Consider the following 19,765-nt stretch of genomic DNA (forward strand, 5'->3'; position numbering starts at 1 on the left):
CGTCCCCTTCGTCTAGTGGCCTAGGACACCGCCCTTTCACGGCGGTAACAGGGGTTCGAGTCCCCTAGGGGACGCCAGTTTTACACAAGCGATGTTTCATTATGTCGCTGGGCCGCGAGGCTAGAAATCCGGGGCTATAGCTCAGCTGGGAGAGCGCCTGCATGGCATGCAGGAGGTCAGCGGTTCGATCCCGCTTAGCTCCACCAATTTTGCCGCGGTTCGCGTAAGCGGGCCGGCACGAAGGTTACGTCCCCTTCGTCTAGTGGCCTAGGACACCGCCCTTTCACGGCGGTAACAGGGGTTCGAGTCCCCTAGGGGACGCCATATTTACCCGCGTTTTGCGGGACTTTAAAGGCTCATTCGCTTATTGAATGAGCCTTTTGTTTTTTCTCCCTCCCGAACATTTCGCAGCTGACAAGCGGCGTGAAATTTCCCTTGCCAAAAAATATGATATTGATAATATTTCGATCATCATATTTCGAATGGCGAGTGCCTGATGAGCGACAAGAAGAGCAGAACCCGCGAGCGCATTCTGGAAGCGGCACGCAGCGCGCTGATCCAGCACGGCCCGGCCGAGCCCAGCGTCAGCCAGGTGATGGGCGCAGCAGGGCTGACCGTCGGCGGTTTCTATGCCCACTTCGACAGCAAGGACGAGTTGATGCTCGAAGCGTTCCGCCAGCTGTTGGGTGAGCGCCGCGCCTTGCTCGCCCAGATCGACCCCAACCTCGATGGTGCGGGCCGCCGGGCGCTGGCCAGTGCCTTCTACCTGTCGCGCAAACACCGGGATGCCGAGGTGCATGCCTGCCCGCTGCCCAACTCGCTGGGCGAGATGCAGCGCCTTCCGGAGGTTTTCCGCGAGGTATTGGCCGAGCACATCGAGCTGATGACTGCAGCCATGGTCGACCGCCCTGAAGATGCCGACAAGGCCCTGGCCGACCTGGCGCTCATGGTTGGTGGCCTTGCCCTGGCCCGAGCCTTGGGCACCAGCGAGCTGTCTGACCGTATTCTGCGCGCCGCCAAATCGGCGGTGCTCTAACCCTGGAGCATGGCGATGACTACCCTGAGCTGGATTCGTGGTGTCAATGGCACCCTGGGCCGCCTGGCCCCCGAGCATGTCGCGGGCAAGATGCGCCGTGCCTTCATGACCCCGCGCAATCTGCCGCCTCGGGATTGGGAGCTGCCCGTGCTGGCCAACGCCGAGCGCATCACCCTGCGCTTCGGGTTGTCTGCCTTGCGCTGGGGGAAGGGGCCGACGGTGCTGCTGATGCATGGTTGGGAAGGGCGCCCGACCCAGTTTGCCGCCTTGATCGAAACCTTGGTCCAGGCCGGGCACACGGTGGTGTCGCTGGAGGGGCCGGGCCATGGCCGCTCGCCTGGTGAACAGGCCAATGTGGTGCTGTTCGCCCGGGCGCTGCTGGAGGCCGCCGCCGAGCTGCCACCGCTGCGGGCGGTGATTGGCCACTCCATGGGCGGTGCCAGTGTATTGCTGGCCTTGCAGATGGGGCTGCGCACAGAGGCAGCAGTCAGTATTGCTGCCCCGGCGCGGCTGCTGGGCGTGCTGCGCGGTTTTGCTCATCATCTGGGGATGCCGGCGCGTGCGCGGGCGGCGTTCATTCGCCAGGTAGAGCGAGATGTGGGCATGCAGATCGCGCGGCTGGATGTTACCGGTTACCAGCTGGAGCTTCCGGGGTTGGTGGTGCATGCCGCCGATGATGCCCTGGTGGCCGCCGATGAAGCCCAGGTTATTCACAAGGCCTGGTTCGACAGCCGCCTGATGCTGCTGGAGCAGGGCGGCCACCAGCGGGTGCTGTCCGATCCGCGGCTGGGTGAGGCCGTGCTCGAATTGCTGGCCCGGGCTGACGTGCGAGCGCGACAAACCGCCTGATGGTGTTGCCTGTGCTGGCCTCATCGCCGGCAAGCCAGCTCCCACAGGTATGGCGCAAACCTGGAATCCTGCGCCGTTTTTGTGGGAGCTGGCTTGCCGGCGATGAGGCCGGTAAATCTTGCGCAGGGGCTGGACATTGCCCTGCAGGTCGCTGCTAAATCGACTTTTTTGCCAAGGAAGCGAACATGAGCTGGGACCTGGCAACACCCTTCGTCATCGACCTGCGCGTCGGCAGCGAGGACATCGACGGCCTCGGCCACGCAAACAACGCGGTGTACGTCACCTGGCTGGAGCGGTGCGCCTGGCGTCACTCCCAACGGTTAGGCTTGGACCTGGCCGAGTATCGGCGCCTGGACCGGGCGATGGCTGTGGTGCGCCACGAAATCGACTACCTGGCCGCCGCCTATGAGGACGACGAACTGCAACTGGCCACCTGGATCATCGACTGGGATCAGCGCCTGCGCATGACCCGGCGCTTCCAGCTCAAGCGCCCGCGTGACGGCGTAACCCTGCTGCGCGCGCAAACCACCTTTGCCTGCATCGAGTTGTCCAGTGGCAAGCCCAAGCGCATGCCGGCGGAATTCGTCGAAGGTTACGGTCCGGCGCTGATCGGCGCCTGAATCGCCGGCAATTTTTGTTAGACTGCCGGCTTTTCCGCCGAGACCCCGACATGCAAATTGCCCTGGCCCCCATGGAGGGGCTGGTTGACAACATCCTGCGCGACGTATTGACCCGCGTGGGCGGTATCGACTGGTGCGTCACCGAGTTCATTCGCGTGTGCGACCGCCTGCTGCCGGCGTCCTCGTTCGACAAGCTGGCGCCCGAGTTGCGCCAGGGTGCGCGCACGGCCGCCGGGGTGCCCATGCGCGTGCAGTTGCTGGGTTCGGACCCGGTATGCCTGGCGGAAAACGCGGCGCTGGCCTGTGAGCTGGGTGCGCCCGTGATCGACCTGAACTTCGGCTGCCCGGCCAAGACCGTGAACAAGTCACGGGGTGGTGCCGTGCTGCTCAAAGAGCCGGAGTTGCTGCACGCCATCGTGCGTGAGGTGCGCCGCGCGGTGCCGGCGCATATCCCGGTAACCTCGAAGATGCGCCTGGGCTTCGACAGCCCGGACGGCGCGTTGGAGTGTGCCACTGCGTTGGCAGAGGGCGGCTCGGCGCACCTGGTGGTGCATGCGCGGACCAAGGTCGAAGGCTACAAGCCGCCGGCGCATTGGGAGTGGGTGGCGCGGGTGCAGGATGTGGTCAAGGTTCCGGTGTTCGCCAATGGCGAGATCTGGACCGTCGATGACTGGCGCCGCTGCCGCGAGGTGAGTGGGGCCGAAGACATCATGCTGGGCCGAGGGTTGGTATCGCGCCCTGACCTGGGCCTGCAGATTGCCGCCGCGCGTCACGGGCTCGACTATCAGCCGATGAGCTGGGATGACCTGCTGCCGTTGTTGCGCGAGTTCTGGCGTCAGGCCCAGGCCAAACTGTCACCGCGCTATGCGCCGGGGCGGATGAAGCAGTGGTTGGCGATGCTGACCCGCAGTTACCCCGAGGCGGTGGTACTGTTTGCCGAGTTGCGCAGGGAAGATGACTGCGCGCGGATCAGTCGGTTGCTGGGGGTTGAGGTGCAGGCTTTGGAGGCCTGTGTTGCCTGAGCTGGCCTCTTCGCGGGCGCGCCCGCTCCCACAGGTAGTCCACTGGTCCTGAGGCCTGTGGTGATCCTGTGGGAGCGGGCATGCCCGCGAAAAGGGCTACACCCATTTCAATTTTTTTACTCATTGCCCCTTGAAAGCTTTTCCCTCGGCCATATCTTTTGAGTACGCGATGCCGAAGTCGGGTCGCGTAATGACTTACTTGCTGAATCTCAGGAGTTTATGACCATGACTACCGCTTTCTCTCTTGCTCCACTGTTCCGCCATTCCGTTGGTTTCGACCGTTTCAACGACCTGTTCGAATCCGCGGCACGTAATGAGGCCGGTAGCAGCTACCCGCCCTACAACGTGGAAAAGCATGGCGAGGACCACTACCGCATTGTGGTTGCCGCAGCCGGTTTCCAGGAGCAGGACCTCGACCTGCAGGTCGAGAAAGGTGTCCTGACCGTAACCGGTGGCAAGCGCGACAATAGCGCCACTGAAGTGACCTACCTGCATCAGGGTATCGCGCAACGCGCCTTCAAGCTGTCGTTCCGCCTGGCCGACCATATCGAAGTGAAAGCCGCCGGCCTGGCCAACGGCCTGCTCAGCATCGACCTGCTGCGCATCGTGCCTGAAGAAGCCAAGGCCAAGCGCATCCCGATCAATGGCGAAAAACCAGCGCTGAACTGATCACGCTGCAATGAAGAAGGGCACCCTCGGGTGCCCTTTTTTTTTGTGGTCGCCTGCATCTGCTTCAGTAGTCTGCCGGCGCCTCCTGCAACAGTTTGCGAAATTCCGGCAACGGCAACGGCCGGCTGTGCAGGTAACCCTGGTACAGGTGACAGCCCAGCTGTTCGAGAAACTCAAGTTGCTCGGTCAGCTCCACCCCCTCGGCAATCACTGCCAGGTCCAGGCTGCGGGCCATGGCGACAATGGCGCGGACGATTTCGGCGTCGTTGGGGTCGATCGGTGCATCGCGCACGAAGGTCTGGTCGATCTTCAGCGCATCGACCGGCAGGCGCTTGAGGTAAGTCAGCGACGAATAGCCAGTGCCAAAGTCATCCATGGCGAAACTCACCCCGTAACGCTTCAGTTCGCGCATCTTGCTGATGGTGTCTTCCAGGTTCTGGATGACGATGCCTTCGGTGATCTCCAGCTTGAGCATGTGCCGAGGCAGCCGGTAATCGTCCAGGCTGCGCAGCACGCGCTCCACAAAGTTGTTCTGGCGGAACTGTCGCGGGCTGATGTTCACGCACAGGCTGAAATCATCCGCATCGATCAGGCCGTCGGTCAGCATGCGTGCACAAGCATCGCAGGCTTCATCCAGGATCCAGCTGCCAACTTCAAGGATCAGGCCGCTTTCCTCCAGCACCTGAATGAACTGTGCGGGCGGCTGCTGGCCCAGTTGCGGGTGGTGCCAGCGCAGCAGCACCTCGGCGCCGACGATACGGTTGTCGCGGGCATCCACCTGCGGCTGGAAGTGCAGCGCCAGTTCGCCACGGGCCAGGGCAAGGCGCAGGTCGTTTTCCATGCGCAGGCGCTCGCTGGCAGCTTTCTGCATGGTGGTGTGGAACAGCTGGGTGGTGTTGCGCCCGGAGTCCTTGGCCCGGTACAGGGCGATATCGGCACGCTTGAGCAGATCGGCCGGGGTGGTGCCGTGGTCGGGGATCAGCGCCACGCCGATGCTGGGCGTTACCTGCAGGCGCTGGCCATCCAGCGACATCGGTTCGGCCAGCAGTTCACGCAGGGTGTCGGCCAGTTCACGGACTTTTGCCTCCACCAGCTCACGGCTGCCCTCCAGGCCGCTGAGCAGTACCACGAACTCGTCGCCACCCAGGCGGGCCACGGTGTCCTCCAGGCGCACACTGGCTTCCAGGCGGGCGGTGATGATCTTCAGCACCGTGTCGCCCACCGGGTGGCCCAGTGAGTCGTTGATGTGCTTGAAGTGGTCGAGGTCGAGGAACAATAGGGCGCCGCGCAGGTTATGGCGCTTGAGCAGGGCGATCTGCTGGCTCAGGCGGTCCATCAGCAGGGCGCGGTTGGGCAGGTTGGTCAACGGGTCGTGATAGGCCAGGTGGCGGATCTGCGCCTGGGCGTTCTTCAGCTGGCTGACGTCGCGGGCAGTCAATAGCAGGCAGTCGACTTCGTTGAGGGTGATCGGCTCGACAGAGACTTCAACGGTGAGGATATCGCCGCGCTTGTTACGGCCGAGCATTTCCCGGTGATGCACCCGGCCGCGGTCGCGCAATTCGGCCAGCAACGCGCTGCGCTGCTTGTCGTCGGCCCAGATACCGATTTCGTACACCGTGTGGCCGACCACATCGGCGGCGCTGTAGCCAGTCAGGCGGCAGAAGCCGTCGTTGATTTCCAGGTACCGGCCGCTGTGGCGTTCGGTGATGGTGATGGCGTCGGGGCTGGAGTGGAAGGCCTTGGCAAACTTCTCTTCGCTGGATTTGAGCGCCGCCTCGGCGCGTTGCTGCTGGGTGATGTCGCGCAGGGTGGTAACGCTGCAGGGCTGGTCGTCAACGGTGATCAGGCGGCTGGAGATCACGCAGGTCAACGGCGCGCCGTTGCGGTGGTTGACCACCACGGCGACGTTGCTCAAGGCCTGTTCGCGGATTACCCGCTCGATACGTTGCGCACGCTCGATGGACTCGGCCCACAGGCCGATTTCCTCGGCGGTGCGGCCGATCACCTGGCCGCTGTCCCAGCCAAAGGTCTGGCTGAACGCCGGGTTGATCTCGATGAACTGGCCGGTGTCCTGGCGGGTCACGCAGATCGGGTCGGGGCTGACCTGGAACAGGCTGGCGAACTTCTCTTCCGAGGCGCTCAGGCGCTGCTCGCGCTCTACCTGGTCGGTGATGTCGAGCAGGGTGCCGGCCATGCGCAGCGGGTTGCCCTGCTCGTCGCGGTACAGCCGTGCGCGGCTTTCGATGTAACGCGAAATCCCGCTTTCCAGCTGCACCCGGTAGGTGATCTGGTAGTTGCCGGCGGGCCCTTCGCGCAGGCTGCGGTAGGCCTGGCGCATCGAGTTGCGTTCCTGCTCTGGCACCCCCTCGAAAAACGCATCGAACGATTCGTGAAAAGGGGTGGGCGGCAGGCCGTGCAGTTGCGCGGCGCGGGCCGAGCCGTAGAGCATGCCGCTGGGGATGTGCCAGTCCCAGGTGCCCAGCTGCGCCGAGTCCAGGGCCAGGTCCAGGCGCTCCTGGCTGTCCTTCAGCGCCTGCTCGGCGCGCTTGCGTTCGGTGGTGTCGACAAAGGTGCTGATCAGGAAGGTGACGCCCTCCAGTTCGATGCCCTGGGTGCAGAGGATGCCGTCATGCACCTTGCCGCTGGTGGCGCGGAACTGCACCTCCATGATCAGCGGGCCGCCGCTGGCGCGGGTCGACTCCATCACCTGGTGGCGCTGTTCGGGGTTGACCCACAGGCCCAGCTCCAGGCTGGTCTTGCCTATTACCTGGCTCCCGGGCCAGCCGAACATGTCTTCGAAGTGCTGGTTGACCTCGAAGATCATGCCGTCGTGGCGGCGGGTGAGAAGAATGGCGTTGGGGCTGAGGTGGAACAGGGTGGCGAAGCGCTTTTCCGAATTGATCAGCGCTGTTTCCCGTTCGCGCTGGCGGGTGATTTCGCGGATCACCCCGATCATTTGTGGCCGGCCATGCTGGTCGTGGGTCAGGCTGCCGTTGATCTCCAGCCAGTGCAGGCTACCGTCCGGCCAGCGAATACGGTGACGCATGGCCTGTTCCACCGGCTCGCCGTTGAACACCGCCTGGAATACCTGGCGCGTGCGCGCGCGGTCTTCCTCGGGCAGCAGATCGAGGTAGTCTACATCGGCGGGCAACGGCCGCTGCGGGTCGAAGCCGAACAGGGCCTGGGTGCCCCGTGACCAGCTGACCCGGCCGCTTTCGATATCCCATAGCCAGGCCCCCAGGCGCGCACCGTTGAGGGCTGCCAGCAGTTGTGGGGCGTTCTGTCAGGCCTGTTCCGACTCTTGGGGATCGGCCGCTGGGATACGCGGCAGGCGCAAAAAGCGGTTTGCTGATTTGGGCATCGGTACCAGACCTTTGGCGTATGACGCGTCCTTGAATTGGAAGTACCGGGCTGACGGCCGGTCAGGCGGGCCCTGCGTGGCTGTCGAGCAGGGCCATGAATGCCCTGGTCGCGTTCGATAGCGTTCGCTCCGTATGCAGAATGTAGCCTAGCTGGCGCGACAGCTGTATGCCCGGCAAGGCGATGGGTGCAACCTGTTCGTCGAGCATGGTGCGCGGCAATACGCTCCAGGCCAGGCCGATCGACACCATCATCTTGATGGTTTCCAGGTAGTTGGTGCTCATGGCGATGTTCGGCGTAAGGCCCTGGCTTTCGAACAGGCGCTGGACAATATGGTGGGTGAAGGTGTTGCCGCCAGGGAATACCGCCGGGTGGCGGGCGACATCCGCCAGGCTGACCTCATGGTTGTTGGCCAGCGGGTGCTCGGGGGCGGCGACGAAGTCCAGGGCGTCGTCCCACACCGGCACGGCTTTGACCAGGTGATGCGGGTCGGGCGCCAGGGTGATCACGGCAATTTCGGCGCGGCCATGCAGAATTTCGTCGTAGGCCTGTTCCGAATCCAGAAACTGAATATCCAGCGCCACGGCCGGGTACTGGCGGGTGAACGCCCGCAGCAGTGGCGGCAGGCGGTGCAGGCCGATGTGGTGGCTGGTGGCCAGGGTCAGACGACCGCTCACGGCCCCGGTCAGATTGGTCAGGGCGCGTCGGGTATCATCAAGGACATTGAGGATCTGGTAGGCCCGTGGCAGCAGGGCGCGCCCGGCCTCGGTCAAAGTCACCTCGCGGCCCAGGCGGTCGAACAGGCGCACCCCCAGTTGCTGCTCCAGCCCGGCGATGCGTTTGCTGATGGCCGGCTGGGTCAGGAACAGCCGTTCGGCAGCCCCGGAAAAGCTGCCGGTTTCGGCAATGGCGATAAAGGCACTGAGGTTGGCCAGGTCCATGTAGTCGTATTCCTTTGGGTTATCCAAAGCATAAAAATTATGAATTTGAGTTATTCAATCTAACCCCCTAGCATCGTCCGTACAAGCCAAGGGGTCTTTGGCATAGAAAGACGCTGATGAGGAACAGTCTGATGGCTGGCAAAACGCTCTACGACAAACTCTGGGAAGCCCATGAGGTCAAGCGCCGTGATGACGGCTCGTCCTTGATCTACATCGACCGCCACATCATCCACGAAGTGACGTCGCCCCAGGCCTTCGAAGGCCTGCGCCTGGCCAACCGCAAACCGTGGCGCATCGACACCAACATCGCCACCCCCGACCACAACGTGCCGACCACGCCAGAGCGCAAGGGCGGTATCGAGGCCATCGTCGACCAGGTGTCGCGCCTGCAGGTGCAGACCCTTGACGAAAACTGTGACGAGTACGGCATCGTCGAATTCAAGATGAATGACGAACGCCAGGGCATCGTCCACGTCATCAGCCCGGAGCAGGGGGCCACCTTGCCTGGCATGACCGTGGTCTGCGGCGACTCGCACACCTCCACCCATGGCGCCTTCGGTGCCTTGGCCCACGGCATTGGCACTTCCGAGGTTGAGCACGTGCTCGCCACCCAGTGCCTGGTCGCCAAGAAGATGAAGAACATGCTGGTGCGCGTGGAAGGCCAATTGCCTGCCGGCGTTACCGCCAAGGACATCGTCCTGGCCGTGATCGGCAAGATCGGCACCGCCGGTGGCAACGGCCACGCCATGGAGTTCGCCGGCAGCGCCATCCGCGAATTGTCGATGGAAGGCCGCATGACCATCTGCAACATGTCCATCGAGGCCGGTGCCCGTGTGGGCCTGGTGGCCACTGACGCCACCACCGTTGCCTACGTCGAAGGCCGCCCGTATGCGCCGAAGGGCGAGCAGTGGAAGCAAGCGGTCGAGTCGTGGAAAGACCTGGTGTCGGATGACGATGCCGTGTTCGACACCGTGGTCGAGCTGGATGCCAGCCAGATCAAGCCACAAGTCAGCTGGGGCACCTCGCCCGAGATGGTGTTGGCCGTCGACCAGCGCGTGCCGGACCCGGCTGCCGAAGCCGACCTGGTCAAGCGTGGTTCGATCGAGCGTGCCTTGAAGTACATGGGCCTGACCGCCAACCAGGCGATCACCGATATCCAGCTGGACCGCGTGTTCATCGGCTCGTGCACCAACTCGCGTATCGAAGACCTGCGCGCCGCGGCCGAAATCGCCAAGGGCCGCAAGGTAGCCGCTACCGTCAAGCAAGCCATCGTCGTGCCGGGCTCGGGCCTGGTCAAGGCCCAGGCCGAGCGCGAAGGCCTGGACAAGATCTTTGTCGAAGCCGGTTTCGAATGGCGCGAGCCAGGCTGTTCGATGTGCCTGGCGATGAACCCGGACCGCCTGGAGAGCGGCGAGCACTGTGCGTCCACCTCCAACCGCAACTTCGAAGGCCGTCAGGGCGCCGGTGGCCGTACCCACCTGGTCAGCCCGGCCATGGCGGCCGCTGCCGCGGTGACCGGCCACTTCATCGATGTCCGCGAGTTGATCCAAGGGAGCGCAGCATGAAAGCCTTTACACAGCACACTGGCCTCGTCGCGCCGTTGGACCGTGCCAACGTCGACACCGACCAGATCATCCCCAAGCAGTTCTTGAAGTCGATCAAGCGCACAGGTTTTGGCCCCAATCTGTTCGACGAATGGCGTTACCTGGACGTGGGCCAGCCGTACCAGGACAACAGCAAGCGCCCGGTCAACCAGGATTTCGTGCTCAACCACGAACGCTACCAGGGTGCCAGCGTGTTGCTGGCGCGGGAGAACTTCGGTTGCGGCTCCAGCCGTGAGCACGCCCCGTGGGCACTGGATGAGTACGGCTTCCGCAGCATCATTGCGCCGAGCTTTGCCGACATCTTCTTCAACAACAGCTTCAAGAACGGCCTGTTGCCGATCATCCTCAGCGATGAAGAAGTGGACGAGCTGTTCAAGCAGGTTGAAGCCAACCCGGGCTACCAGCTGACCGTCGACCTGCAAGCGCAGGCGGTGACCCGCCCGGATGGCAAGGTGCTGCACTTCGAGATCGATGCGTTCCGCAAACACTGCCTGCTCAACGGCCTGGACGATATCGGCCTGACCCTGCAGGACAGCGATGCGATCAAGGCCTTCGAAGGCAAGCACCGCGCCAGCCAGCCTTGGCTGTTCCGTGATGCCTGAGTGATGTAGGTGAGTTTGCTGGCCTCATCGCCGGCAAGCCAGCTCCCACAGGGTCACCACAGGCCTGAATGCTGTTGGTTTCCTGTGGGAGCTGGCTTGCCGGCGGTAGGGCCAGTAGAAACAACCCAAGACCAAAGGATTTAAACATGACCAGCACCCAACACACCGACGTGGTCCAGCGCCAGTTCGGCGAACAGGCCAGCGCCTACCTCAGCAGCGCCGTGCACGCCCAGGGCAGTGAATTCGCCCTGTTGCAGGCCGAGCTGGCGGGGCAGGCGCATGCCCGCGTGCTGGACCTGGGCTGCGGTGCCGGTCATGTCAGTTTCCACGTCGCCCCGCTGGTTGCCGAGGTGGTCGCCTACGACCTTTCGCAATCCATGCTCGACGTGGTCGCCAGCGCCGCCGCCGATCGCGGCCTGGCCAATATCACCACCCAGCGCGGCGCCGCCGAACGCCTGCCGTTCGCCGATGCCACGTTCGACTTCGTCTTCAGCCGCTACTCGGCCCACCACTGGAGCGACCTGGGCCTGGCCCTGCGCGAAGTACGCCGGGTGCTCAAGCCAGGCGGCGTGGCAGCGTTCATCGATGTGATGTCGCCGGGCAGCCCGCTGCTCGACACCTACCTGCAAACGGTCGAAGTGCTGCGCGACACCAGCCATGTGCGCGATTACTCCGCCGCCGAATGGCAGCGCCAGGTCAGCGAAGCCGGCCTGCATGTGCGCAGCCACACGCGCCAGCCGCTGCGCCTGGAGTTCACCAGCTGGGTCGAGCGCATGCGCACCCCCGAGCCGATGCGCGTGGCCATCCGCCAATTGCAGCAAGCCATGGGTGAAGAAGTACGGCAGTATTACCAGATCGAGGCCGATGGCTCGTTCAGCACCGATGTGCTGGTGTTGTGGGCCGAGCGTTAAGCACTTTTCGGTGGGGCCCGTCTGGCCGCACCGCGTGAATGGATAGAGGAAAGCATGAGCAAGCAGATTCTGATTCTCCCAGGTGACGGTATCGGCCCGGAAATCATGGCCGAAGCGGTCAAGGTGCTGGAACTGGCCAACGACAAGTTCCAGCTCGGCTTCAGCCTGGAGCACGACGTGATCGGTGGCGCCGCCATCGACAAGCACGGCGTGCCGCTGGCCGACGAAACCCTGGAGCGTGCGCGCAAGGCCGATGCCGTGCTGCTGGGCGCCGTGGGTGGCCCGAAGTGGGACAAGATCGAGCGTGACATCCGCCCGGAGCGCGGCCTGCTGAAAATCCGTTCGCAACTGGGCCTGTTCGCCAACCTGCGCCCAGCCATCCTCTACCCGCAACTGGCCGATGCCTCGTCGCTGAAGCCGGAAATCGTTTCGGGCCTGGACATCCTCATCGTCCGTGAGCTGACCGGTGGCATCTACTTCGGTGCCCCGCGTGGCCAGCGCGAGCTGGAAGGCGGCGAGCGCCAGGCCTACGACACCCTGCCGTACAGCGAAAGCGAAGTGCGCCGCATTGCCCGTGTCGGCTTCGACATGGCCCGCGTGCGCGGCAAGAAGCTGTGCTCGGTGGACAAGGCCAACGTCCTGGCGTCCAGCCAGCTGTGGCGTGAAGTGGTCGAAGACGTGGCCAAGGACTACCCGGATGTCGAACTGAGCCACATGTACGTCGACAACGCTGCCATGCAGCTGGTACGTGCACCCAAGCAGTTCGACGTGATGGTGACCGACAACATGTTCGGTGACATTCTGTCGGATGAAGCTTCCATGCTGACCGGTTCCATCGGCATGCTGCCTTCTGCATCGCTGGATGCCGACAACAAGGGCATGTACGAGCCGTGCCACGGCTCGGCACCGGACATCGCCGGCCTTGGCATCGCCAACCCGCTGGCGACCATCCTGTCGGTGTCGATGATGCTGCGTTACAGCTTCAATCAGTCGGCTGCTGCCGAGGCGATCGAGAAGGCCGTCAGCCTGGTTCTGGACCAGGGCCTTCGCACCGGCGACATCTTCTCTGAAGGCTGCCGTAAAGTTGGTACGCAGGAAATGGGCGACGCAGTAGTCGCAGCGCTGCGGAATCTGTAATCTCTCTGGCCCGCCACCCAAAATTCCCGGTGGCGGCCCACTTTTAGCAAAGGTGTAGTTGCGATGAAACGTGTAGGTCTGATCGGTTGGCGCGGTATGGTCGGTTCCGTGCTCATGCAGCGGATGCTGGAGGAGCAGGATTTCGACCTTATCGAGCCGGTGTTCTTCACTACTTCCAACGTGGGTGGCCAAGGCCCGAACGTGGGCAAGGATACAGCGCCGCTCAAGGACGCGTATTCGATTGAAGAACTCAAGACCCTCGACGTTATCCTGACCTGCCAGGGCGGCGACTATACCAACGAGGTCTTCCCCAAGCTGCGTGAAGCCGGCTGGCAGGGTTACTGGATCGATGCTGCCTCGTCCCTGCGTATGCAGGATGACGCCGTGATCGTCCTCGACCCGGTCAACCGCAAGGTCATCGACCAGCAGCTGGACGCCGGTACCAAGAACTACATCGGCGGCAACTGCACCGTCAGCCTGATGCTGATGGGCCTGGGTGGCCTGTTTGAAGCCGGCCTGGTCGAGTGGATGAGCGCCATGACCTACCAGGCAGCCTCGGGTGCCGGCGCGCAGAACATGCGCGAGCTGATCAAGCAGATGGGTGCCACCCACGCCGCCGTCGCCGACGACCTGGCCAACCCGGCCAGCGCCATCCTCGACATCGACCGCAAGGTTGCCGAGGCCATGCGCAGCGAAGCCTTCCCGACCGAGAACTTTGGCGTGCCACTGGCGGGTAGCCTGATCCCGTGGATCGACAAGGAACTGCCGAACGGCCAGAGCCGTGAAGAGTGGAAGGCCCAGGCCGAGACCAACAAGATCCTCGGCCGCTTCAAGAGCCCGATCCCGGTCGACGGCATCTGCGTGCGCATCGGCGCCATGCGTTGCCACAGCCAGGCGCTGACCATCAAGCTGAACAAGGATGTGCCGATCGCCGACATCGAAGGCATGATCAGCCAGCACAACCCTTGGGTGAAACTGGTGCCGAACCAGCGTGAAATCAGCATGCAGGAACTGAGCCCAACCAAGGTCACCGGCACCCTGAACATCCCGGTTGGCCGCCTGCGCAAGCTGAACATGGGCTCGCAGTACCTGGGCGCTTTCACCGTGGGTGACCAACTGCTGTGGGGCGCTGCCGAACCGCTGCGCCGCATGCTGCGGATTCTGCTGGAGCGTTGATCGTTCTGCGTTGACTAAAAAACCCGCGCTGGAGACAGCGCGGGTTTTTTTGTGTTCGGGGGTGAGGGTTTCAGCGCCTGTGAGATCGAGCGCCGCGCGGGCGGCGCTCGATCTCACAAACACCGCAAATCCCAAGCCATCCCCGCTAGCCCTCACGCAACCCACGGCGACGAAGATACGGCCAGCACAGACAAACCCCTGCAATCCGAGTAAAGTGCCGCCCCCGCCGTTTTCTGCAAGAGGATCCCTACCATGACACACCCTTTGGACATCGCCGTCGTCGGCGCCACCGGCAGCGTCGGTGAAGCCTTGGTGCAGATCCTCGAAGAACTCGCGTTCCCGGTCGCCACCTTGCACCTGCTGGCCAGCATGGAGTCGGCAGGCAGCAGCGTGATGTTCGCCGGCAAGAAGCTCAAGGTGCGTGAAGTCGACAGCTTCGACTTTGCCCAGGTCAAGCTGGCCTTCTTCGCCACTGGCGCCGCAGTCAGCCGTAGCTTTGCCAGCAAGGCGCTACAGGCGGGCTGCACGGTCATCGACCTGTCTGGTGGCCTGGACGATGCCCTGGCCCTGGTGCCAGAAGCCAACGCAGAGCGCCTGGCCGGCCTGGCGCTGCCGGCACGCATCGTCAGCCCATGCTCGGCCGCGGTTGCCGTGGCGGTCGCGCTGGCACCGCTCAAGGGCCTGCTGGACATTGAGCGGGTGCAGGTGATGGCGTCGCTGGCGGTGTCCGCGCAAGGCCGCGAAGCGGTCAGCGAACTGGCCCGGCAAACGGCCGAACTGCTCAATGCCCGGCCACTGGAGCCGCGTTTCTTCGACCGCCAGGTGGCATTCAACCTGCTGGCCCAGGTGGGGGCCGCCGATGAGCAAGGCCATACCGCGCCGGAGCGCCGCCTGGTCAGCGAGTTGCGCGTGCTGCTGGGCATGCCTGAATTGAAGATTTCGGTGAGCTGCGTTCAAGTCCCGGTGTTTTTCGGCGATAGCTTCAGTGTGGCCGTGCAGAGCCGTCGCCCGGTCGACCTGGCAGCGGTCAACCAGGCACTGGAGGCAGCTGATAGTGTCGAGCTGGTGGAACGTGATGATTATCCGACCCCGGTCGGTGACGCAGTGGGCCAAGACGTGGTCTATGTTGGTCGTGTACGTCACGGTGTTGATGAAGACCAGCAGCTCAACCTCTGGCTGACCACCGACAACGTGCGCAAAGGCGCCGCGCTCAATGCCGTGCAAGTGGCACAATTGTTGATTAAACAGATGCCGTAAAAGATACTGGCGAGCACTTTTGTCCTGCTCTGCTTGCAGGTTTCGGGACGATTCATACAAGGGAAGAGGTCATGCTTCGAATTCGCAAACTGGTTCTGGCCATGGCTGCAGCATCCGCGCTGTCGTCTGGCATGGCGAATGCGCTGGGCCTGGGGGAGCTGACCCTGAAGTCGGCACAGAATCAGCCGCTGGACGCCGAGATCGAATTGCTCGACGTGCGCGACCTCAAGGCCGCCGAAGTGGCGCCAAGCCTGGCGCCACCGGAAGAGTTCAGCAAGGCCGGGGTGGCGTTTCCGACCTACCTCGAAGACCTGACCTTCACACCGGTGATCAACCCCAACGGCAAGAGCGTGCTGCGGGTTACCTCCAGCCAGCCGCTGCCGGGGCCAGTGGTCAAGTTCCTGGTCCAGGTGATGTGGCCGCAGGGCCGCCTGCTGCGCGACTACAGCGTGCTGCTCGACCAGGCCAAGGCCCAGGGCGACAAGCCAGCAGCAGGCAATGTCACACCGGCCACAACCGGTGCCAGCAGCTACACCACCCAGCGCCGCGACACCCTGTGGCAGATTGCTGCGCGCAACACCCAGGGTGGCTCGATCCAGCAGACCATGATCGCGATCCAGGCGCTGAACCCCGACGCCTTCATCGGCAACAACATCAACCAGCTGAAGGTTGGCCAGGTACTGCGCCTGCCCGACCAGCAGCAGATCCAGAACATTGCCCAGGGCGAGGCAAACAGCGAGGTGGCCGAACAGTATGCCGCCTGGCGTGAAGGCCGCCGCCTGGGCCCGCGTGCCCGCCAGCTCGACGCTACCCGCCGTGGCGCCGCCGAAGCTGCCCCGGCGCGCATCGCCCAGGGTGACAACCTGCGCCTGGTAAGCCCGGGTAACCAGACCGGTGCCGGCCAGGCCAAGGCACTCAACGACAAGCTGGCCGTGGCCCAGGAAAGCCTGGACACCAGCCGCCGCGACAACGACGAACTGAAAAGCCGCATGACCGACCTGCAGAGCCAGCTGGACAAGCTGCAGCGTCTGATCGAGCTGAAGAACGACCAGCTGGCGCGCCTTGAAGCCCAGGGTGCAGCCGCCCCGGCAGTGGCTGCTGCAACGCCGGCGCAGCCAGCAGCGGCAGCCCAGCCGGTGGTCAAGCCGGCACCTGCTGCCGCCGATACCGCGCCCAAGCCGGTGCCGGCCGCCAAGCCTGCGCCAGCCACCCAGCCGAACAGTGCACTCGACCAGGTCCTGGGCAACCCGTGGCTGCTTGGGTTGATTGCCGGCTCCAGCATTCTGGTGCTGGCGTTGCTGCTGTGGTTGCTGGCGCGCAAGCGCAAGGCCCAGCAAGAAGCTGAAAAGCACCTGCGCATGGCGCGGGCGCTGGAAGAAGAGCAAGCCCCAGGTTTTGACACTGATACCGAGAGCCTCGACGGCGTCGAAGTCTCGGAGCCGAGCGTGACCTTGTCGCCAGCCGTGGTCGCAGCTTCGGCTGCCGCTGCCGTTGCTGCGGAGAAAGTGGCAGCGCCAGCCGCCGAGGCAGAACTCGAGCCCGAGCCGTACGCACATCCGCACGCCGCGCTGTTGGCCGAAGTCGACCAATGCCTGGCCGAGGGCCGCCTGAACCGCGCCACCGAGCTGCTGGAGCCCGCTGTGGCCGCCGCGCCAGAGCGTGACGACCTGCGCCTGAAACTGATGGATGTGTACGCCCGCCAGGGTGACCAGAGCGCGTTTGCCGAACAGGAGCGCAAGCTGCCGGCCAGCGAGCAGAACACTGCCCAGGTTGCCGACCTGAAAGAGCGCTACCCGGCCATGCTTGGCCTGGCCGCGGCCGGCCTGGGTGCGGCGGCACTGGCTGCCGAAATGGATGAGCAGTACGTGCAGGAGCTGCTGCACGACGAGCCTGAGGCGCCGGTGGTTGCCGATGTGGTGCCTGACGAGGTGCCTGAGTTCGAGCCAGGGGCGGACGCTGAGCCGGAGGCTTTGGCGCAAGCAGAGCCTGAAGCCGAGCTGGACGCCTTCGAAGAAGTGCCAATCCTTGATGCACCGGGTCTGGATGAGCCGGACCTGGACAGCGACTTTGACCTGAGCCTGGGTGAAGACCTGCCGGAAGAAGATCCGCTGGCAGCGCCGTTGCTGGACGAGCCGGCGGCACAGGAACCTGTACCCGATGAGCTGGTAATTGCCGAGCCTGTGCTGGATGAGCCAGCGCTGGAAGAGGCTCAGCCAGAAGAGCAGCCGTTTGCCGTGGATGCCGAACTGCAAGCCGACGCCGACGCTGATTTCGAGGCCATGCTGGCCCAGGCAGAGCCACAGCCTGCGGTGGACCTGTCCGATTTCGACCTCGATGTCACTGAGCCGGTTGCCCCGGCCGCCCCGCAAGCGGTGGAAGAGGCCCCCGTGGACATCGCCGCCGAACTGGCTGCCTTCGACAGCGTGCCGGAGTTTGACCCGGTTTCCGAGTTCGACATGCCGTCGGACTTCGACCTGTCGCTGTCGCTGGACGACGATTCGCCGGCCGCCAAAAGCTTTGCCTCGGAGCTGGACGACGTCAACGCCGAGCTGGACAAGCTGTCGCAGAGCCTCGAATCGCCATCGCTGGAGCCACACTTCACCAGCGAGGACGCGGTTGCGCAGCCTGAGCCCGAGCCCTTGGACGACCTGGACTTCGACTTCTTCTCCGGCAGTGACGAAGTAGCCACCAAGCTCGACCTGGCCCGCGCCTACATCGACATGGGCGACAACCAGGGCGCGCGCGACATCCTTGATGAAGTGGTCAAGGACGGCGACGACACCCAGCGCCAGGAAGCCGAGGACATGCTCTCTCGCCTGGTCTGATGCAAGCAGGGCAGGCCTCTTCGCGGGCTTGCCCGCTCCCACAGGGTCTCCACAAGTCTTCGACCTTGTGAGTAACCTGTGGGAGCGGGCAAGCCCGCGAAGACGCCCGCAAGCGCTACACACCTCCAATGGCAGCCCTACAAGGCTGCCGTTGTCGTTATAATCCCCGCCATTCCGTACACCCCACAGGTTTCATGCGCTTGGACATCATCGACACCGCTGCCGCCGAATCCGCGGCCGAAGGCTACTCCCGAATCGCCCTGGGCGTGGAATACAAGGGCGCCCGCTACCGCGGCTGGCAGCGTCAGGCCAGTGGAGTGCCCAGTGTGCAGCAAGCGCTGGAACAAGCGTTGTCCAAGGTCGCCAACGAACCGATTTCGGTGATCTGCGCCGGGCGTACCGATGCCGGCGTGCATGGCTGCGGGCAGATCGTGCATTTCGATACCCGCGCCGTACGCGACGAGCGCGCCTGGACCCTGGGCACCAACTTCAACCTGCCGCACGACATCAGCGTGGTCTGGTCGCGGCCGATGCCGGCCGACTTCCATGCCCGCTTCAAGGCGTGTGCCCGGCGCTACCGCTACGTCATCTACAACGACCCGATCCGCCCGGCGCACCTGGCCGAGGAAGTGACCTGGAACCACCGCCCGCTGGATGTCGAGCGCATGGCCGAAGCGGCGCAGTTCCTGCTTGGCACCCACGACTTCAGCGCCTTCCGCGCCAGCCAGTGCCAGGCCAAGTCGCCGATCAAGCACATCTATCACCTGCGCGTTACCCGCCATGGCCAGATGATCGTGCTGGACGTGCGCGCCACCGCCTTCCTGCACCACATGGTGCGTAACATTGTCGGTGTGCTGACAGCCATCGGCGCCGGCGAGCGCCCGGTCACCTGGGCGCGTGAAGTGCTGGAAGGGCGCGACCGCCGTGAAGCCGGGGTCACCGCCCATCCGTACGGGCTTTACCTGGTCAAGGTGGAGTACCCCGAGGAATATGTGCTGCCCCAGCGTTACATCGGCCCACACTTTTTGACCGGCTACGAAGCGTTGGCAGACTGACGGACGAAAAGCCATTTGCTAACATCCGGCCTTTCACCGTAACAATCAGGGTTCGCTGTCCATGAGCAATGTTCGCAGCAAGATCTGCGGGATTACCCGTATCGAAGACGCACTGGCCGCTGCCGAAGCGGGTGCCGATGCCATCGGCTTTGTCTTCTATGCCAAAAGCCCGCGGGCCGTGGACGTGCGACAGGCACGGGCGATCATTGCCGAGTTGCCACCGTTCGTGACCACGGTCGGGCTGTTTGTCAACGCTTCGCGTTGCGAGCTGAACGAGATCCTCGAAGTGGTTCCGCTGGACCTGCTACAGTTCCACGGCGATGAAACCCCGCAAGACTGCGAAGGCTACCACCGCCCCTGGATAAAGGCCCTGCGTGTGCGCCCGGGCGATGACCTGGAAGCGGCCTGCCAGCTTTACGCAGGGGCCCGCGGCATATTGCTGGACACCTACGTGGCAGGCGTACCCGGGGGAACCGGTGAAGCGTTCGACTGGTCACTGGTGCCGGCACACCTGAGCAAGCCCATCATCCTGGCGGGCGGGCTGTCGGCCGATAACGTCGGCCAGGCGATTGCCCAGGTGCGGCCTTATGCGGTGGATGTCAGCGGTGGCGTCGAACAGGCCAAGGGCATCAAGGACGCGGCGAAGATCGAGGCCTTCATGCAGGCGGTGAAACAGGCGTGATGGCAGATGTGACGGCTGG

The 19,765-nt window shown here is 63.9% G+C and carries 15 protein-coding genes, 3 tRNA genes and 1 pseudogene; 17 read left to right on the top strand and 2 right to left on the bottom strand.

Annotated features, from left to right (window positions below; genetic code table 11):
• The first annotated feature begins 1 nt into the window (after position 1).
• From WF331_RS27260 to WF331_RS27295, 8 genes are all read left to right on the top strand, one after another.
• Positions 2-77: transfer RNA gene (locus WF331_RS27260), tRNA-Glu, on the top strand.
• 53 nt (positions 78-130) lie between these two features.
• A tRNA-Ala gene (locus WF331_RS27265) sits at positions 131-206 on the top strand.
• A gap of 42 nt (positions 207-248) precedes the next feature.
• A tRNA-Glu gene (locus WF331_RS27270) sits at positions 249-324 on the top strand.
• 172 nt (positions 325-496) lie between these two features.
• Entirely contained in the window at positions 497-1,036 is a 540-nt protein-coding gene (locus WF331_RS27275; RefSeq protein WP_049274396.1) for a TetR/AcrR family transcriptional regulator, read from the top strand.
• Between the two features lie 15 nt (positions 1,037-1,051).
• A complete protein-coding gene (locus WF331_RS27280) occupies positions 1,052-1,885 on the top strand; it encodes an alpha/beta fold hydrolase (RefSeq protein WP_016500876.1) in 834 nt (277 codons plus the stop codon).
• A 185-nt stretch (positions 1,886-2,070) separates the two neighbouring features.
• Positions 2,071-2,505 (top strand): acyl-CoA thioesterase, encoded by a 435-nt coding sequence (locus WF331_RS27285; RefSeq protein ID WP_016500875.1) that lies wholly within the window; start codon positions 2,071-2,073, stop codon positions 2,503-2,505.
• Positions 2,506-2,555: 50 nt separating this feature from the next.
• On the top strand, positions 2,556-3,527 hold the full coding sequence (locus tag WF331_RS27290) for a tRNA dihydrouridine synthase (RefSeq protein WP_284363762.1): 972 nt from the start codon (positions 2,556-2,558) through the stop codon (positions 3,525-3,527).
• A gap of 225 nt (positions 3,528-3,752) precedes the next feature.
• Positions 3,753-4,196, top strand: coding sequence for an Hsp20 family protein (locus WF331_RS27295; protein WP_041168109.1), 444 nt, complete (start codon positions 3,753-3,755; stop codon positions 4,194-4,196).
• Between the two features lie 64 nt (positions 4,197-4,260).
• Here the strand turns inward: WF331_RS27295 and WF331_RS27300 are convergent.
• Both WF331_RS27300 and WF331_RS27305 read right to left on the bottom strand, forming a co-directional pair.
• Positions 4,261-7,557: pseudogene (locus WF331_RS27300) on the bottom strand (PAS domain S-box protein).
• Positions 7,558-7,618: 61 nt separating this feature from the next.
• Positions 7,619-8,497, bottom strand: coding sequence for a LysR family transcriptional regulator (locus WF331_RS27305; protein WP_340623499.1), 879 nt, complete (start codon positions 8,495-8,497; stop codon positions 7,619-7,621).
• A gap of 131 nt (positions 8,498-8,628) precedes the next feature.
• Between WF331_RS27305 and leuC the strand changes: the two genes are divergently transcribed.
• The 9 genes from leuC to WF331_RS27350 all read left to right on the top strand — a co-directional run bounded on the left by leuC (position 8,629) and on the right by WF331_RS27350 (position 19,746).
• The gene (leuC, locus tag WF331_RS27310) at positions 8,629-10,062 is read left to right on the top strand and encodes a 3-isopropylmalate dehydratase large subunit (protein WP_016500870.1); all 1,434 of its coding nucleotides are present in this window, start codon (positions 8,629-8,631) and stop codon (positions 10,060-10,062) included.
• Complete coding sequence (leuD, locus tag WF331_RS27315; protein ID WP_016500869.1) at positions 10,059-10,703, top strand: 3-isopropylmalate dehydratase small subunit; 645 nt, start codon at positions 10,059-10,061, stop codon at positions 10,701-10,703. Before leuC ends, leuD begins: the two co-directional genes overlap by 4 nt.
• 146 nt (positions 10,704-10,849) lie before the next feature.
• On the top strand, positions 10,850-11,614 hold the full coding sequence (locus WF331_RS27320; protein WP_340623500.1) for a class I SAM-dependent methyltransferase: 765 nt from the start codon (positions 10,850-10,852) through the stop codon (positions 11,612-11,614).
• Between the two features lie 54 nt (positions 11,615-11,668).
• Positions 11,669-12,751, top strand: coding sequence for a 3-isopropylmalate dehydrogenase (gene leuB, locus WF331_RS27325; protein WP_013971603.1), 1,083 nt, complete (start codon positions 11,669-11,671; stop codon positions 12,749-12,751).
• A gap of 63 nt (positions 12,752-12,814) precedes the next feature.
• Complete coding sequence (gene asd, locus WF331_RS27330) at positions 12,815-13,927, top strand: aspartate-semialdehyde dehydrogenase (RefSeq protein WP_016500866.1); 1,113 nt, start codon at positions 12,815-12,817, stop codon at positions 13,925-13,927.
• Between the two features lie 252 nt (positions 13,928-14,179).
• Entirely contained in the window at positions 14,180-15,184 is a 1,005-nt protein-coding gene (locus WF331_RS27335; protein ID WP_284363771.1) for an aspartate-semialdehyde dehydrogenase, read from the top strand.
• 71 nt (positions 15,185-15,255) lie between these two features.
• Entirely contained in the window at positions 15,256-18,009 is a 2,754-nt protein-coding gene (locus WF331_RS27340; RefSeq protein ID WP_016500864.1) for a FimV/HubP family polar landmark protein, read from the top strand.
• 194 nt (positions 18,010-18,203) lie between these two features.
• Positions 18,204-19,064, top strand: coding sequence for a tRNA pseudouridine(38-40) synthase TruA (truA, locus tag WF331_RS27345; protein ID WP_016500863.1), 861 nt, complete (start codon positions 18,204-18,206; stop codon positions 19,062-19,064).
• A 61-nt stretch (positions 19,065-19,125) separates the two neighbouring features.
• Complete coding sequence (locus tag WF331_RS27350) at positions 19,126-19,746, top strand: phosphoribosylanthranilate isomerase (RefSeq protein ID WP_016500862.1); 621 nt, start codon at positions 19,126-19,128, stop codon at positions 19,744-19,746.
• Positions 19,747-19,765 lie beyond the last annotated feature (19 nt).

This window comes from Pseudomonas sp. YNh, from assembly GCF_037993085.1.
Lineage (GTDB): Bacteria > Pseudomonadota > Gammaproteobacteria > Pseudomonadales > Pseudomonadaceae > Aquipseudomonas > Aquipseudomonas putida.